The organism is Leifsonia sp. 10N434, from assembly GCF_056394405.1.
In genome coordinates this window covers 733,260-748,734 of record NZ_JBFTHV010000001.1, presented here as the reverse complement: position 1 = coordinate 748,734, position 15,475 = coordinate 733,260, and the positions used below count along the sequence as shown (strand labels likewise).

General features: G+C 64.4%; 9 protein-coding genes and 3 rRNA genes. 10 read left to right on the top strand and 2 right to left on the bottom strand.

The annotated features are described in order from the left end of the window. Positions 1–490 precede the first annotated feature (490 nt). The 5 genes from AC1DB1_RS03520 (at position 491) to AC1DB1_RS03500 (ending at position 8,722) form a co-directional block, all read left to right on the top strand. A 16S ribosomal RNA gene (locus tag AC1DB1_RS03520) occupies positions 491–2,014 on the top strand. A 436-nt stretch (positions 2,015–2,450) separates the two neighbouring features. After that, positions 2,451–5,565: ribosomal RNA gene (locus tag AC1DB1_RS03515) — 23S ribosomal RNA — on the top strand. Between the two features lie 135 nt (positions 5,566–5,700). After that, positions 5,701–5,817 (top strand): 5S ribosomal RNA (rrf, locus tag AC1DB1_RS03510). Together the 16S, 23S and 5S rRNA genes form the textbook arrangement of a ribosomal RNA operon. Positions 5,818–5,961: 144 nt before the next feature. Beyond that, the gene (locus tag AC1DB1_RS03505; protein WP_477199801.1) at positions 5,962–7,725 is read left to right on the top strand and encodes a tetratricopeptide repeat protein; all 1,764 of its coding nucleotides are present in this window, start codon (positions 5,962–5,964) and stop codon (positions 7,723–7,725) included. Next, positions 7,700–8,722 carry an HAD-IIA family hydrolase gene (locus AC1DB1_RS03500; protein WP_477199800.1) on the top strand — a complete coding sequence of 341 codons (1,023 nt, stop codon included), beginning with the start codon at positions 7,700–7,702 and terminating at the stop codon, positions 8,720–8,722. The genes AC1DB1_RS03505 and AC1DB1_RS03500 overlap by 26 nt, the downstream gene beginning before the upstream one ends. A 10-nt stretch (positions 8,723–8,732) precedes the next feature. Here the strand turns inward: AC1DB1_RS03500 and AC1DB1_RS03495 are convergent, their stop codons facing one another. Continuing rightward, positions 8,733–9,725: an o-succinylbenzoate synthase gene (locus AC1DB1_RS03495; protein ID WP_477199799.1), complete on the bottom strand. Its 993-nt coding sequence runs from the start codon at positions 9,723–9,725 to the stop codon at positions 8,733–8,735. 57 nt (positions 9,726–9,782) lie between these two features. Between AC1DB1_RS03495 and AC1DB1_RS03490 the strand changes: the two genes are divergently transcribed. Genes AC1DB1_RS03490 through AC1DB1_RS03480 form a run of 3 tightly spaced genes read left to right on the top strand, consistent with a single transcriptional unit; the run spans position 9,783 to position 12,920 of the window. After that, complete coding sequence (locus AC1DB1_RS03490; RefSeq protein WP_477199798.1) at positions 9,783–10,694, top strand: 1,4-dihydroxy-2-naphthoyl-CoA synthase; 912 nt, start codon at positions 9,783–9,785, stop codon at positions 10,692–10,694. A gap of 46 nt (positions 10,695–10,740) precedes the next feature. After that, entirely contained in the window at positions 10,741–11,916 is a 1,176-nt protein-coding gene (locus AC1DB1_RS03485) for an AMP-binding protein (RefSeq protein ID WP_477199797.1), read from the top strand. 26 nt (positions 11,917–11,942) lie between these two features. Next, the gene (locus tag AC1DB1_RS03480; RefSeq protein ID WP_477200079.1) at positions 11,943–12,920 is read left to right on the top strand and encodes a 1,4-dihydroxy-2-naphthoate polyprenyltransferase; all 978 of its coding nucleotides are present in this window, start codon (positions 11,943–11,945) and stop codon (positions 12,918–12,920) included. A gap of 37 nt (positions 12,921–12,957) precedes the next feature. Here the strand turns inward: AC1DB1_RS03480 and AC1DB1_RS03475 are convergent, their stop codons facing one another. After that, entirely contained in the window at positions 12,958–13,263 is a 306-nt protein-coding gene (locus AC1DB1_RS03475) for a DUF4229 domain-containing protein (RefSeq protein WP_271176707.1), read from the bottom strand. Positions 13,264–13,305: 42 nt separating this feature from the next. Between AC1DB1_RS03475 and AC1DB1_RS03470 the strand changes: the two genes are divergently transcribed. Both AC1DB1_RS03470 and menD read left to right on the top strand, forming a co-directional pair. Next, a complete protein-coding gene (locus AC1DB1_RS03470) occupies positions 13,306–13,662 on the top strand; it encodes a PLD nuclease N-terminal domain-containing protein (RefSeq protein ID WP_271176708.1) in 357 nt (118 codons plus the stop codon). Then, positions 13,655–15,469 carry a 2-succinyl-5-enolpyruvyl-6-hydroxy-3-cyclohexene-1-carboxylic-acid synthase gene (menD, locus tag AC1DB1_RS03465; RefSeq protein ID WP_477199796.1) on the top strand — a complete coding sequence of 605 codons (1,815 nt, stop codon included), beginning with the start codon at positions 13,655–13,657 and terminating at the stop codon, positions 15,467–15,469. Before AC1DB1_RS03470 ends, menD begins: the two co-directional genes overlap by 8 nt. Positions 15,470–15,475 lie beyond the last annotated feature (6 nt).

Below are 15,475 nucleotides of genomic sequence, written 5' to 3'. Positions count from 1 at the left end.
ACCCCAAAGGTGCGGGAGAGCCGAAGAGCTCCCCGGCCTCAAGCGGGACCGAATCCTTAGCCTAACGGCAAATCTCAACTTGATTGAGAGCGCCCGAAATGCTTAGGATATAAACCCCACTCACTGAGCAGGTCTAACCGACTCGGATCGTGTGAAGCGGTTGCGTCCAGAAAGGGCCGCCGGGAGAACGCGAAACGGTCGACTTGACAAACTGACTGAGAGTGGTAAGGTAGAGAAGTTGCCCCAGAGAGACGGCCGGGAGGTCAGAAACTGGGAGCGTCCGATCCTTGAGAACTCAACAGCGTGCACAATGTCAAATGCCAAATAACCTCGGCTTGACTCTTCGGAGACAAGCGAGATTCCTTTGGATTAGAACAGAATGTCAGTAGATATTCGAAACTAGTCAGATCAACTCGCGGGAAGAACAGATCAATTCCGATCCGCTTCTCGCACAATGTTTCCCAGTCGCTTGCGACTGTGGAGCTAAACATTTACGGAGAGTTTGATCCTGGCTCAGGACGAACGCTGGCGGCGTGCTTAACACATGCAAGTCGAACGATGAACCAGGAGCTTGCTCTTGGGGATTAGTGGCGAACGGGTGAGTAACACGTGAGTAACCTGCCCTTGACTCTGGGATAACCTCCGGAAACGGAAGCTAATACCGGATATGACGTACGGAGGCATCTCCTGTACGTGGAAAGAATTTCGGTCAAGGATGGACTCGCGGCCTATCAGGTAGTTGGTGAGGTAACGGCCCACCAAGCCTACGACGGGTAGCCGGCCTGAGAGGGTGACCGGCCACACTGGGACTGAGACACGGCCCAGACTCCTACGGGAGGCAGCAGTGGGGAATATTGCACAATGGGCGCAAGCCTGATGCAGCAACGCCGCGTGAGGGACGACGGCCTTCGGGTTGTAAACCTCTTTTAGTAGGGAAGAAGCGAAAGTGACGGTACCTGCAGAAAAAGCACCGGCTAACTACGTGCCAGCAGCCGCGGTAATACGTAGGGTGCAAGCGTTGTCCGGAATTATTGGGCGTAAAGAGCTCGTAGGCGGTTTGTCGCGTCTGCTGTGAAATCCCGAGGCTCAACCTCGGGCCTGCAGTGGGTACGGGCAGACTAGAGTGCGGTAGGGGAGATTGGAATTCCTGGTGTAGCGGTGGAATGCGCAGATATCAGGAGGAACACCGATGGCGAAGGCAGATCTCTGGGCCGTAACTGACGCTGAGGAGCGAAAGCGTGGGGAGCGAACAGGATTAGATACCCTGGTAGTCCACGCCGTAAACGTTGGGAACTAGATGTGGGGACCATTCCACGGTCTCCGTGTCGCAGCTAACGCATTAAGTTCCCCGCCTGGGGAGTACGGCCGCAAGGCTAAAACTCAAAGGAATTGACGGGGGCCCGCACAAGCGGCGGAGCATGCGGATTAATTCGATGCAACGCGAAGAACCTTACCAAGACTTGACATATACGAGAACGGGCCAGAAATGGTCAACTCTTTGGACACTCGTAAACAGGTGGTGCATGGTTGTCGTCAGCTCGTGTCGTGAGATGTTGGGTTAAGTCCCGCAACGAGCGCAACCCTCGTTCTATGTTGCCAGCACGTAATGGTGGGAACTCATAGGAGACTGCCGGGGTCAACTCGGAGGAAGGTGGGGATGACGTCAAATCATCATGCCCCTTATGTCTTGGGCTTCACGCATGCTACAATGGCCGGTACAAAGGGCTGCAATACCGTAAGGTGGAGCGAATCCCAAAAAGCCGGTCTCAGTTCGGATTGAGGTCTGCAACTCGACCTCATGAAGTCGGAGTCGCTAGTAATCGCAGATCAGCAACGCTGCGGTGAATACGTTCCCGGGCCTTGTACACACCGCCCGTCAAGTCATGAAAGTCGGTAACACCCGAAGCCGGTGGCCTAACCCTTGTGGAAGGAGCCGTCGAAGGTGGGATCGGTGATTAGGACTAAGTCGTAACAAGGTAGCCGTACCGGAAGGTGCGGCTGGATCACCTCCTTTCTAAGGAGCATCTGGCACTCTTCGGAGTGTCCAGGCGCCGGATCGAGACACACGTTCTCGCCGGTAGCTCATGGGTGGAACATTGACATTGGTGCGGAGCTGAAAGGCTCGACGTCAGTACGCTCTTCGGAGTTGGAAAGCATCGAGCAACTAAGAACCGCACATGCACGCTGTTGGGTCCTGAGGGACCGGACCTCATCCACTCGGATGAGAACTGGACCTCTGGACCTTTTCTTGTCGCTCATAACTCGAGCCGGCAGAAAAGGTACCGCCCGTACTTTGAGAACTACACAGTGGACGCGAGCATCTTAGATTCGAGTCGAGCCGGTTTCGGCTGGCGAGTCTCGGATCACAAAGATCTGATTTATTTAGATCATTGGTCAATTTTTCCTGCACCTCTTTTAGAGGTGCGAAGAATCGATTCAAACTCATGTGATTTCAAATTTCTAAGAGCAAACGGTGGATGCCTTGGCATCTGGAGCCGAAGAAGGACGTAGTAATCTGCGATAAGCCTCGGGGAGTTGATAAACGAACTTTGATCCGAGGATTTCCGAATGGGGAAACCCCGCTGGGCCCGTAAGGTGACCCAGTGACTCCCGCCTGAATATATAGGGCGGGTAGAGGGAACGTGGGGAAGTGAAACATCTCAGTACCCACAGGAAGAGAAAGCAAAAGCGATTCCGTTAGTAGTGGCGAGCGAAACCGGAAGAGGCTAAACCGATCATGTGTGATAGCCGGCAGGCGTTGCATGGTCGGGGTTGCGGGACTTTTCTGCTGATTCTGCCGAACAGCGAGCGTTACAAAGGAATATAGACGAATGGCATTGAAAGGCCAGTCATAGAGGGTGCCAACCCCGTAGTCGAAATGTTCCAATGGCGCGAAGAGTATCCCAAGTAGCACGGGGCCCGAGAAATCCCGTGTGAATCTGTCAGGACCACCTGATAAGCCTAAATACTCCCAGATGACCGATAGCGGACAAGTACCGTGAGGGAAAGGTGAAAAGTACCCCGGGAGGGGAGTGAAATAGTACCTGAAACCGTTTGCTTACAAACCGTTGGAGCCTCCTTGTAGGGGTGACAGCGTGCCTTTTGAAGAATGAGCCTGCGAGTTAGCGATATGTGGCGAGGTTAACCCGTGAGGGGTAGCCGTAGCGAAAGCGAGTCTGAATAGGGCGATTCAGTCGCATGTCCTAGACCCGAAGCGAAGTGATCTATCCATGGCCAGGTTGAAGCGACGGTAAGACGTCGTGGAGGACCGAACCCACTTAGGTTGAAAACTGAGGGGATGAGCTGTGGATAGGGGTGAAAGGCCAATCAAACTTCGTGATAGCTGGTTCTCTCCGAAATGCATTTAGGTGCAGCGTTGCGTGTTTCTTGCCGGAGGTAGAGCTACTGGATGGCCGATGGGCCCCAAAAGGTTACTGACGTCAGCCAAACTCCGAATGCCGGTAAGTGAGAGCGCAGCAGTGAGACGGTGGGGGATAAGCTTCATCGTCGAGAGGGAAACAACCCAGACCACCAACTAAGGTCCCAAAGCGCGTGCTAAGTGGGAAAGGATGTGGAGTTGCACAGACAACCAGGAGGTTGGCTTAGAAGCAGCCACCCTTGAAAGAGTGCGTAATAGCTCACTGGTCAAGTGATTCCGCGCCGACAATGTAACGGGGCTCAAGCACGCCACCGAAGTTGTGGCATTGACATTATTGGTAGGCCTTCGTGGTCCAGCCGTGTTGATGGGTAGGAGAGCGTCGTGTGGCCAGCGAAGCGGCGGTGTAAACCAGCCGTGGAGGCCACACGAGTGAGAATGCAGGCATGAGTAGCGAAAGACGGGTGAGAAACCCGTCCTCCGAAAGACCAAGGGTTCCAGGGCCAGGCTAATCCGCCCTGGGTAAGTCGGGACCTAAGGCGAGGCCGACAGGCGTAGTCGATGGACAACGGGTTGATATTCCCGTACCGGCGAAGAACCGCCCAAGCTAATCCAGTAATGCTAAGTGTCTGAATCCCCTTGATCGAAGCCTTCGGGCCTAGACGAGTGGGCCTAGCACACGACCCTATGCTGGTGCGGCTAGCGTATTAACAGGTGTGACGCAGGAAGGTAGCCGAGCCGGGCGATGGTTGTCCCGGTCTAAGTGTGTAACCCGAGAGATAGGCAAATCCGTCTCTCATATAGGGCCAGGCACGATGGGTAGTCTTAATTGACGAAATCGGTGATCCTATGCTGCCAAGAAAAGCATCGACGCGAGGTTCCAGCCGCCCGTACCCCAAACCGACTCAGGTGGTCAGGTAGAGAATACCAAGGAGATCGAGAGAATCGTGGTTAAGGAACTCGGCAAAATGCCCCCGTAACTTCGGGAGAAGGGGGGCCTGAGGCGTGTAGGGATTTACTCCTGAAGCGTTTGAAGGCCGCAGAGACCAGTGGGAAGCGACTGTTTACTAAAAACACAGGTCCGTGCTAAGTCGCAAGACGATGTATACGGACTGACGCCTGCCCGGTGCTGGAAGGTTAAGAGGAAGGGTTAGCTTCGGCGAAGCTCAGAATTTAAGCCCCAGTAAACGGCGGTGGTAACTATAACCATCCTAAGGTAGCGAAATTCCTTGTCGGGTAAGTTCCGACCTGCACGAATGGCGTAACGACTTCCCAGCTGTCTCAACCGCGAACTCGGCGAAATTGCACTACGAGTAAAGATGCTCGTTACGCGCAGCAGGACGGAAAGACCCCGTGACCTTTACTACAGCTTGGTATTGGTGTTCGGTGTGGCTTGTGTAGGATAGGTGGGAGACTTTGAAGCTTGGACGCTAGTTCAGGTGGAGTCATTGTTGAAATACCACTCTGGTCACTCTGGATATCTAACTTAGAACCGTAATCCGGTTCAGGGACAGTGCCTGGTGGGTAGTTTAACTGGGGCGGTTGCCTCCCAAAAAGTAACGGAGGCGCCCAAAGGTTCCCTCAACCTGGTTGGCAATCAGGTGTCGAGTGTAAGTGCACAAGGGAGCTTGACTGTGAGACTGACAAGTCGAGCAGGGACGAAAGTCGGGACTAGTGATCCGGCAGTGGCTTGTGGAAGCGCTGTCGCTCAACGGATAAAAGGTACCTCGGGGATAACAGGCTGATCTTGCCCAAGAGTCCATATCGACGGCATGGTTTGGCACCTCGATGTCGGCTCGTCGCATCCTGGGGCTGGAGTAGGTCCCAAGGGTTGGGCTGTTCGCCCATTAAAGCGGTACGCGAGCTGGGTTTAGAACGTCGTGAGACAGTTCGGTCCCTATCCGCTGCGCGCGTAGGAAATTTGAAAGGATCTGACCCTAGTACGAGAGGACCGGGTTGGACGAACCTCTGGTGTGTCAGTTGTTCTGCCAAGAGCACCGCTGATTAGCTACGTTCGGGATGGATAACCGCTGAAAGCATCTAAGCGGGAAGCCGGCCTTGAGATGAGATTTCCATGCCTTCGGGCGAGAGGCTCCCAGCTAGACTACTGGGTTGATAGGCCGGATGTGGAAGTGGGGACTAAAGACCCATGGAGCTGACCGGTACTAATAAGCCGATAATTTGATAATCACTATCTTCATACTGTTGTAAGGCTGGTATGAGGAGCCTGAGATTGCTTGCGTCCACTATGTGGTTCTCGATGTACGGTCGAGAACTGAAACAATCGTGATGATTGTTCGTTCACTTTGATACATCAATAGTGTTTCGGCGGCCATAGCGAGAGGGAAACGCCCGGTTACATTCCGAACCCGGAAGCTAAGACTCTCTGCGCCGATGGTACTGCAGGGGGGACCCTGTGGGAGAGTAGGACACCGCCGGACTTCTTTTGTGAAATGGCCACCCATTGTTGGGTGGCCATTTCGCGTTTAACGGCTCGGGTGCCGCGATCTGCGGCCCGCCGAACATCCATGAAGAGCAACGTCGTAGGCTGAGCACGCTGTGCCCGCCACCCAACAGGAGAAGTCGTGAGCGAAACACCGGCAGACGACCACGAAGAACGGCGCGCATCGCAGCGCCCGGACGGCGCGGCCGGCCGCAACGACGGCGACCGTCGTCCTCCACGGAACGACGGAGAGCGTCGGCCCCCGCGCAACGACGGACGTCCCCCGCGCAACGATGGACGTCCCGCGCGCAACGACGGTCGAGGCAGCAGTCGCGACAGCGGTCGCGACGGATCTCGTGACGGCACGAGCGGCGGCTACCGCGGGAACAGTGCGAACGGCGCCGGCGGTGCGGGTAGGGCCGGGGGCGCATCCGGCGGTCGCGGCGGGTACAGCCGCGACGACCAGCGCGGTGGACCCGCACGTTCGGGGTACAGCCGCGATGGCCAAGGCGGCAGTCAGTCGCGGGGTTACGCTCGCGACGGCCAGGGCTCCGGGCAGGGCCAGTCACGTGGGTACGGCCGCGATGGGCAGGGCGCCGGCGGCGGTCAGTCGCGTGGCTATGGCCGCGATGGCCAGTCCAGTGGCGGCGCTGAGCGGCGCGGATATGCGGCGGGTGGATCCTCACGCGACGGCGATCGCCGCGGCGGAACCGGCAGTCGCGGTGGCGCCGCGCGCAGCGGAGACCGGGATGGCGCGAACCGTGACGGCGCGAAGCGCGAGTGGTCGCGGGACAGCAAGCCGGCCTCGAGGCAGGGCGGCGGGCATCCGGGCAATCGGGGTACGCGCGACGAGAAGTTGTGGACGCGCGGCGGAAAGCCGGCACGCAACGATCGGGATGCCCGCGAAACCGAGTACGAGCTGACCGAGGAAGAGCGCCTGGCTCGCGAGCTGCGTTCGGTGCGGGCCCGCCACGACGATCCCGAGATCCCGGAGGGCGTGGAGCCCCGCGATCTCGACAAGGGCGCTCGCGTCGAACTGAAGTCGTTGAGCAAGGAGAACGCCGACTGGGTCGCGCAGCATCTCGTGATGGCCGCCCGCCTCATCGAGGACGACCCCGAGCAAGCGCACGCGCATGCCATGTCGGCCGCACGTCGTGCGGGCCGGATCGGCGTCGTGCGGGAAACTCTCGCGATCACGGCATACGCGACCGGCGACTTCGCTCTCGCCCTGCGGGAGCTGCGCACCTATCGCCGGATCTCCGGGTCGAACGACCAGCTTCCGCTGATGGTCGACAGCGAGCGTGGTGTCGGTCGCGCAGACCGCGCGCTGGAGCTCGGCCGCAGCGTGGACCGCTCGACCCTCCCGAACGACGTGCAGGTGTCGCTCGCGATCGCGATGTCCGGTGCGCGGCTCGACCTCGGCCAGACCGATGCGGCCCTCGCCGAGCTCGAGATCCCGCAGCTGGACCCGAACCGGGCGTTCAGCTGGAGTCCGGATCTCTTCCATGCCTACGCCGATGTGCTCGACGAGCTCGGTCGCGCAGAGCAGGCGGAGTCGTGGCGCGAGCGTGCCGCCCGTGCCGACGAAGCGATCGGCGCGGCGCTCACCGTCGACGAGCACGAGACGATCGACATCGTCGAGGAGGAGTACGAGTTCGACGTCGATGGCGAAGACAGCGTCTCCATCGGCGACGCCGACACGATCGATCACGATGCCGACGTCATCGTCGAGCTCGAAGACGACGCTGACCTGGATGCGGACGTCGAAGCGGAGCTCGACGCGGATGTCGAAGTGGAGACCGAAGCCGACCTCGACGCTGAGGGCGACGCGGACGAGAACGAGAACGAGAACCAGGACGAGGACGAGGACGACACCGACGATGGCACTGTTCCGGCGGAGCGCTAAGACGATGACCCCGCTGGACGGAGTCGACCTGGTGCTGGCGGACCTCGACGGCGTCGTGTACAAAGGTCCGCACGCCATCCCGCACGCGGTCGAGAGCCTGAACGCGGCCGCGGAGTCCGTGCGCGTCGGCTACATCACGAATAACGCCTCGCGCACCGACGCTTCGGTCGCCGGGCACCTCACCGACCTCGGCCTTCACGTCGAGCCGTCGGACGTCGTGACCTCCCCGCAGGCCGCGGTGCGCCTGCTGGCGCAGCATGTGGAGCCGGGGTCGCGCATCCTGGTCATCGGCGGCGACGGGCTGGTCGACGAGGTGCAGAAGGGCGGCTTCACGGTCACCCGCTCGGCCGACGACGATCCTGCCGCGGTCATCCAGGGATTCGCGCCGGAGGTCGGCTGGACCCAGCTCGCAGAAGCCGCGTTCGCACTGCAGGATCGCACGGAGGAGCAGCGGCCCTGGGTCGCGACCAACACCGACTGGACGATCCCCGTCGCGCGCGGGATCGCCCCCGGCAACGGAACGCTCGTCTCGGCCGTCCACACTGCGGTCGGCAGGCTCCCGCTCGTCGCCGGCAAGCCGGAGGTGGCGATCTTCGACGAGGCGATCGCTCGCTTCGGCGCGAGCAAGCCGCTCTTCATCGGGGACCGTCTGGACACCGACATCCTGGGCGCGAACCGGGCCGAGATCGACTCGGTGCTCGTGCTGACGGGCGTCGACGGTGCCAAGCAGCTGATCGCCGCCGATGCCGGATCACGGCCGCGTTACATCCTGGCCGATCTCCGCGGACTCTCCGAGCCGTATCCGGAGACGACGTTCTCGAAGGACGGCTCGTCGGCGACGGTGGGCTCATCGACCGTGCGCATCGCCGGCAACGACGTGCAGATCGTCAGCGATGGGCACTCCGAGCTCGACCTGCTGCGCGCCGCCTGCGCCGTGATCTGGAACTCCGGCCGGGCGATCTACGGGCTCGAGGTCCCGGAACGCCTCTACTCCTGAGCGCTCGGTCTCAGAGCGCGGTGGCGTGCTCCACGACGCGGTAACAGCGCCGGATGCGGTCCAGCCACCACTCGCGGCGGTCTTCGTCTGCGGCGAGGGCGTCGAGGCGCGCATCCGAGACCGTCGGTCGTGTCACCGGGATAGCGCCGTCGACCGGGAGCAGGGGTTCGTCGGCGACGTCCTGCACGAACATCGCGACCGTGCCGAGCCCGCAGTCGAACTCCAGCTCGGGGATCGCTGCCGCCAGGTGGGCGCCCATGGCGATGCCGACGGAGGTGTCGATCGCGCTGGAGACGACCACCGGCAGGCCGGCGTCGGCGATGATACGGAGTGCTGCGTGGATGCCGCCGAGCGGCTGGGCCTTCACGATCAGGAGGTCGGCGGCGCCGGCCCGCGCGACGGCGAGGGGATCGCTCGCCTTGCGCACGCTCTCGTCGGCGGCGATCGGCACCCCCATGTACTTGGTGCGACGCCGGATGTCGGCCAGTTCGTCGACGGTGGCGCACGGCTGCTCGACGTACTCGAGGTCGAACGGGGCCAGCGCGTGGATGGCGTGCTCGGCCTCGTCGACGTTCCAGAGGGCGTTCGCGTCGATCCGGATGCGTCCCTCCGGGCCGAGGAGCTCGCGCACCGCTCGCACGCGCTCGACGTCGTCGGCGAGTGTCTGGCCGGGCTCGGCCACCTTCACCTTCGCCGTGCGTGCGCCCGGGTAGCGGCCGAGGACGGCGGCCACCTCGCGCGCGGGGACCGCGGGAACCGTCGCGTTGACCGGGATCGCGGAGCGTAGCGGAGTGGGAGCGGGATGCCAGCCGAAGTCGATCGCGGCGTGAAGCCAGGCGGCGGCCTCGGCGTCGCCGTACTCGACGAAGGGCGAGAACTCGGTCCAGCCCTGCGGGCCCTCGAAGAGCACCGCCTCGCGGACGGTGATGCCGCGGAAACGGGAGTTCATCGGAAGCGAGACGACGCGTGCGGTCCTCAACAGGTCGGCCAGGTCGGGCAACATTCCACAAGTGTGGCACGCTCCGATCCGGTGTCCGGCGCCGAACCGTAGTCTGGACGTATGGCACAGGCAGTATCAGACATCTTCGACGCGAGCGCGTGGCGTGAGGTCCCCGGCTTCGAGGCGCTCACCGACGTCACGTACCACCACGATCTCGCGGGACGGGTGGCGCGTGTGGCGTTCAACCGGCCGGAGGTGCGCAATGCGTTCCGGCCCCATACGGTCGACGAGTTGTACGCCGCTCTCGAAGACGCGCGCACCAATCCGCGCATCGGCGTGGTGCTGCTCACGGGCAACGGGCCCAGCCCGAAAGACGGCGGTTGGGCGTTCTGCTCGGGCGGCGATCAGCGCATCCGCGGCCGGGACGGCTACAAGTACGCCGAGGGGGAGACGGCCTCGGGTATCGACACCGCACGGAGCGGGCGGCTGCACATCCTGGAGGTGCAGCGTCTCATCCGCTTCATGCCCAAGGTCGTGATCGCGGTGGTGCCCGGGTGGGCGGCCGGCGGCGGTCACTCGCTCCACGTGGTCTGCGATCTCACGATCGCGAGTGCGGAGCACGGCAGGTTCAAGCAGACGGATGCCGACGTCGGTTCGTTCGACGGCGGGTACGGCAGCGCCTACTTCGCGCGTCAGATCGGGCAGAAGCTCGCACGCGAGGTCTTCTTCCTGGCGCAGGAGTACTCGGCCCAGCGGGCGTACGAAATGGGCGCGGTGAACGCGGTCGTGCCGCACGCCGAGCTCGAGTCGACGGCGCTCGCCTGGGCGAACGAGATCCTCACCAAGTCGCCCACGGCGATCCGCATGCTCAAGTTCGCGTTCAACGCCGTCGACGACGGGATGGTCGGCCAGCAGGTGTTCGCGGGCGAGGCGACGCGCCTGGCATACGCATCGGACGAGGCGGTGGAGGGTCGCGACGCCTTCCTCGAGAAGCGCGAACCGGACTGGTCGGCGTTCCCGTGGCAGTACTGAGCTCGGCCGTCGTGAGCGGAGCCGTAGTAGACGCAGCGGCGCTCCGATGACGCGGCCGCTCCTGGCGCTTCCGTCCGACCGTCCCGATGAGATCTTCCGTGCGCTGCGCGAGGCGCTGGGCGGCGGAGGGCCGGCGGTGGTTCCGCGCGATGCGGCGTCGGCCGGTACCACGGAGTCGTGGCCGGCCCCCGGGGAGACCGTCCCGCAGAACGTTGCGCTGGTGATCGAGACGTCCGGGTCCACGGGGGTTCCCAAGCGGGTCGCCCTGTCGGCGGACGCACTGCTCGCCAGTGCGGCGGCCTCGGCGGGCGCGATGGGTGGCCAGGGGCAGTGGCTGCTCGCGCTGCCGGCGCACTACGTGGCCGGTGCCCAGGTGCTCGTGCGCTCGATCGCTGCCGAGACGGAGCCGATCGTCTACGGAAGCGGACACTTCGATCCGAGGCGATTCGCGGCGCTCGCCGCTGCCCTCACCCACGACCTGCGGTTCGTGTCGCTCGTACCCGTGCAGCTCGGCCGCCTGATCGAGGCCGCCGAAGCTGGTGACCGCGAGGTGGCGGACGCGGTCCGACGGTTCGACGGCATCCTGGTCGGTGGCCAAGCGCTCAGCGAGACGCTGCGCGAGCGGGCCGTCGCCGTGGGAGCACGAGTGATCGGGACCTACGGGTCGAGCGAGACCGCCGGCGGCTGCGTGTACGACGGCGTGCCGATCGGTTCCACGGTCGTGCGCGAGGTCGAGGGCGCGCTCGAGATCGGCGGCCCGGTGCTGGCCGAAGGTTATCTCGGTGACCAGGCCCGCACGGCCGCGGCTTTCCACGAGGCGGACGGACACCGGTGGTATCGCACGGGAGACCTCGGGCGGGTCGGGTCCGACGGCCGGGTGACGGTGCTCGGCCGCGCCGACAACGTCATCATCTCCGGCGGCGAGAAGGTGTTGCTCGACGCGGTGGAACGGGCGGTTCGCTCGGTCGAGGGATTCGAGCACGCGGTCGTCGTGGCCGCGCCCGACGCGGAGTGGGGCCAGGTGCCATTGGTCGCCGTCGGCAGCCGCCCCGCGATGACGCTGGCACAGCTGCGCGCGTTCGTCTCCGAGAGTGTGGGACGAGCTGCCGCCCCGGCGGGCATCGTCGAACTCGGGGAGCTGCCGCACCTCAGCAGCGGCAAGCCCGATCGCGTCGCCATCGCACGAGCCGCCGTGGCGCTCGCCGTGGACGGGAAGGCATAGCGGATGTCGTTACAATTCGCAGTGTGATGAGCCAGAACAAGCCGAAGATGCAGAGGATGTCTGCTGCCCAGAAGCGCTCGAAGGGCAGGAGCGGCCGTCCCGGCGCGTCCAAGACGAAGGTCAAGCCGGCCACCGCATCCGATTGGATCGCTGGCGCCCGCCTGCGCACCCTCCCGCTCGCGATCGCGCCCGTCATCATCGGTGTCGGCGCGGCCAAGCTCGCCGACGGGCCGGGCATCTGGCACCCCGTGCGCGGGCTGCTCTGCCTGGCGGTCGCGGTCTTCCTGCAGATCGGCGTCAACTACGCCAACGACTACTCGGACGGCATCCGCGGTACCGACGCGTTCCGTGTCGGCCCGAGCCGGCTCACGGGATCGGGCCGCGCCACGCCCAAGCGTGTGCTCACCGTGGCGCTCGTCTTCTTCGGTCTCGGTGCCGTCGCCGGCCTCATCCTGGTGATCCTCACTCAGCAGTGGTGGCTGCTCCTCGTGGGCGCAGCGGCCATCGCGGCCGCGTGGTTCTACACCGGAGGCAAGCGACCCTACGGCTATTACGGCCTCGGCGAGGTCTTCGTGTTCGTCTTCTTCGGGCTGGTCGCGACGGCAGGTACGACCTTCCTCCTCGCGGGCGTCGTCAACCAGGAGGCGTGGTTCGGAGCGGTCATCGCCGGTCTCATCGCCTGCGCGGTGCTGATGGTCAACAACATCCGCGACATCGAGCCCGACAAGCAGGCCGGCAAGCACACGCTCGCGGTCGTGCTCGGAAACATGGCCTCGCGCATCGTGTTCTGCGTGTTCCTGCTGGTGCCGTTCGCGATCCTGGCCGTGCTCGCGCTGCTGTACCCGATCGCCTGGCTGGGCTTCTTCGCCCTGCTCGCGGCGCTGCCGGCGTGCGCGATCACGCTGTTCGCCAAGACCCCGCGCGAGCTCGTGACGGCGCTGCAGCTGACCAGCCTCACCGGGCTGCTCGTCGCGATCGCGCTCGGCTGCGCCTTCGCGTTCTAGCCCTGCGAGGCGCCGGCGCAGGCCGGAGACGCGGCGATCAGGCCGTGGTGTCGTGCGGCTTCGTGCGCGGGGTCGCCGCTTCGGAGGAGTCGATCGCCGCATCCTCGACGTCGTCGTCGACCGTCGTCGCGGGCTTGTCGCGGTGACGGGCGGCATACAGATCGGTCGCCACCGCGTTGCGCGACTTCCGCAGGAAGATGTAGGAGAGGCAGAGCCCGATCAGCGCCGCCGCGACGACGGCGATCCACGCCTCGATGCGCAGCACCAGGAGAATCACGAGCGGGACCACGAACAGCAGTAGACGGAGCACTGAGTATGTGATCCACGAGGGAATGCCTTTCACCCTCCCAGCTTAGAGACACTCTCTGAGAGTTACGATTGACACATGGTTCGCCTCTGGATAGTCCTCGGCGTCGCCGCCGCGGTGTTTTACATCTATTCCGTGGCAGACTGCGCCTTTTTCGACCGCTCTCGAGTGCGTGGCCTTCCCAAGCCCGTGTGGCTTCTCATCATCATCCTGTTCCCGGTGATCGGCGGAGCCCTGTGGTTCCTGGTCGGCCGGGGGCGCCGCAGCAGTTCCGGCGGTCGACGCATCGTCGCGCCGGATGACGACCCGCAGTTCCTGAAGCGCCTCGCGCAGGACCGCGACCAGGAGGAGCGCATCCGGCAGCTCGAGAAGGAACTCGCTGACCTCGACGACAACGGACCCGACAACGACCAAACCGGCCGCCGGGATGGCTGAGGCCGACACCGAGACGTCTGACACGACAGCGGCGACGGGACGTCCCGGAGCGCAGGTGGACGACGGCCTTCCTCTGACGGGCAACCCGGCCACCGACTACTCGATCGCCCTGCTGAGTGCGCTGGTCACTGCCGGCGTGCGCGACATCGTCGTCAGCCCGGGCTCCCGCTCCCAGGCGCTGGCTCTCACGGCCGCCGAGTTGGAGCGCTCCGGGGCGATCCGACTGCACGTGCGCATCGACGAACGTGTCTCCGGCTTCCTCGCGCTCGGCCTCGCGCGGGAGAGCGGCGCGCCCGCCGTCGTGATCACCACGAGCGGCACCGCGACCGCGAACCTGCACCCGGCGGTGCTCGAGGCGCACGAGTCCGGCATCCCGCTGGTCGTCCTGACGTCCGACAGGCCCGCGGAGCTCCGCGGCATCCGGGCCAATCAGACGACACAGCAGCCCGGAATCTACGCGGACGCCGCGCGCTGGGAGATCGACGTCCCCGCGCCGGAGGGGAGCGCCGACGAGCGCGCGACGGCGGAGGCTCTCGCGCGAACCGCCGTGAGCACCGCGGTCGGTGCCGATTCCGCCGATCCGGGGCCCGTGCACATCAACCTCGCGCTGCGCGACCCGCTCTCGGTCGCGGTTCCATCGATCGACATCGCGCAACCGGGAACCGTGCCGTCGACGGCGGGCCCGGATGCGCTCGGCCGGGACATCCTGCCTCTTGCCGACGGTCCGCTCACGGTCGTCGTGGCCGGGGCGGACGCCGGCGAGGTCGCCGAGTCGTTCGCACGCGCGGGCGGCTACCCGCTGATCGCGGAGGTCTCGAGCGGCGCCCACTTCGGGCCGAACCTCGTCGTGGCCTACCGGGAGCTGCTTCGCGAGGAGGGCTTCGGCGACCGCGTCGAACGCGCCGTCGTCTTCGGGCATCCGACCCTTAGCCGTGAGGTTCCGGCACTGCTCATGCGCGACGACGTCGAGGTCGTCGTCGTCGCGCCGCGCGGCGAGCAGGCGTACAACCCGGCGCACCGCGCGCAGATCGTCGGCGGTGTGACCGTTCCTCCGACGGCCGACCCGCGATCGCCGGAGGCACGTGCCTGGGTGGGGAGCTGGGTGTTCGCGAGCAGACGGCTGATCGAGGCCGCCGAGCTCGCGGCGGATCCGGGAGCCGCCGCGCCCGACGTCGACAAGGCGCGCTCGTTCGATCCTTCCGACGCGCTCGCCTTCGCCAAGGCCGAGCTCGCGGCGGTGCGCGTGCCCATCACGCGTCCGCTGCTCGCCGAGGCCCTGTGGCGCTACACCTGGCCGCACGACCGTCTCGTCTTCGGGGCATCCCGCCTCATCCGGGATGCCGACCGGATCGTCCCCGGCAAGAAGCTGCGGGTGCACGCGAACCGTGGGCTCGCCGGGATCGACGGCACGATCGCCACCGCACTCGGCGTGGCGATCGCAAGCCAGGCGTCTGCAGAACAGACGGGGACCCCCTCGGGCGTGACGCGCGTGCTGATGGGGGACCTGACGCTGCTGCACGACGTCGGCGCCCTACTCATCGGCGAGGGCGAGTGGCGCCCGCACCTGCAGGTGGTCGTGGGCAACGACGGCGGCGGAACGATCTTCGATGGGCTCGAGGTCGCGAAGAGCGCGCCCGCCACAGCCTTCGAGCGGGTGCTGTACACGCCGCAACACGTGGATGTCGCCGCGCTCGCCGCGGCGTACGGCTGGGACCACCGCGTCGTGCGCACCAAGGGCGAGCTCGACCAGGCGCTCTCCGCGCCGCCGGCCGGCGTCAGCATCGTCGAGGTGCCACTCGCGCGCTAGGTCGTG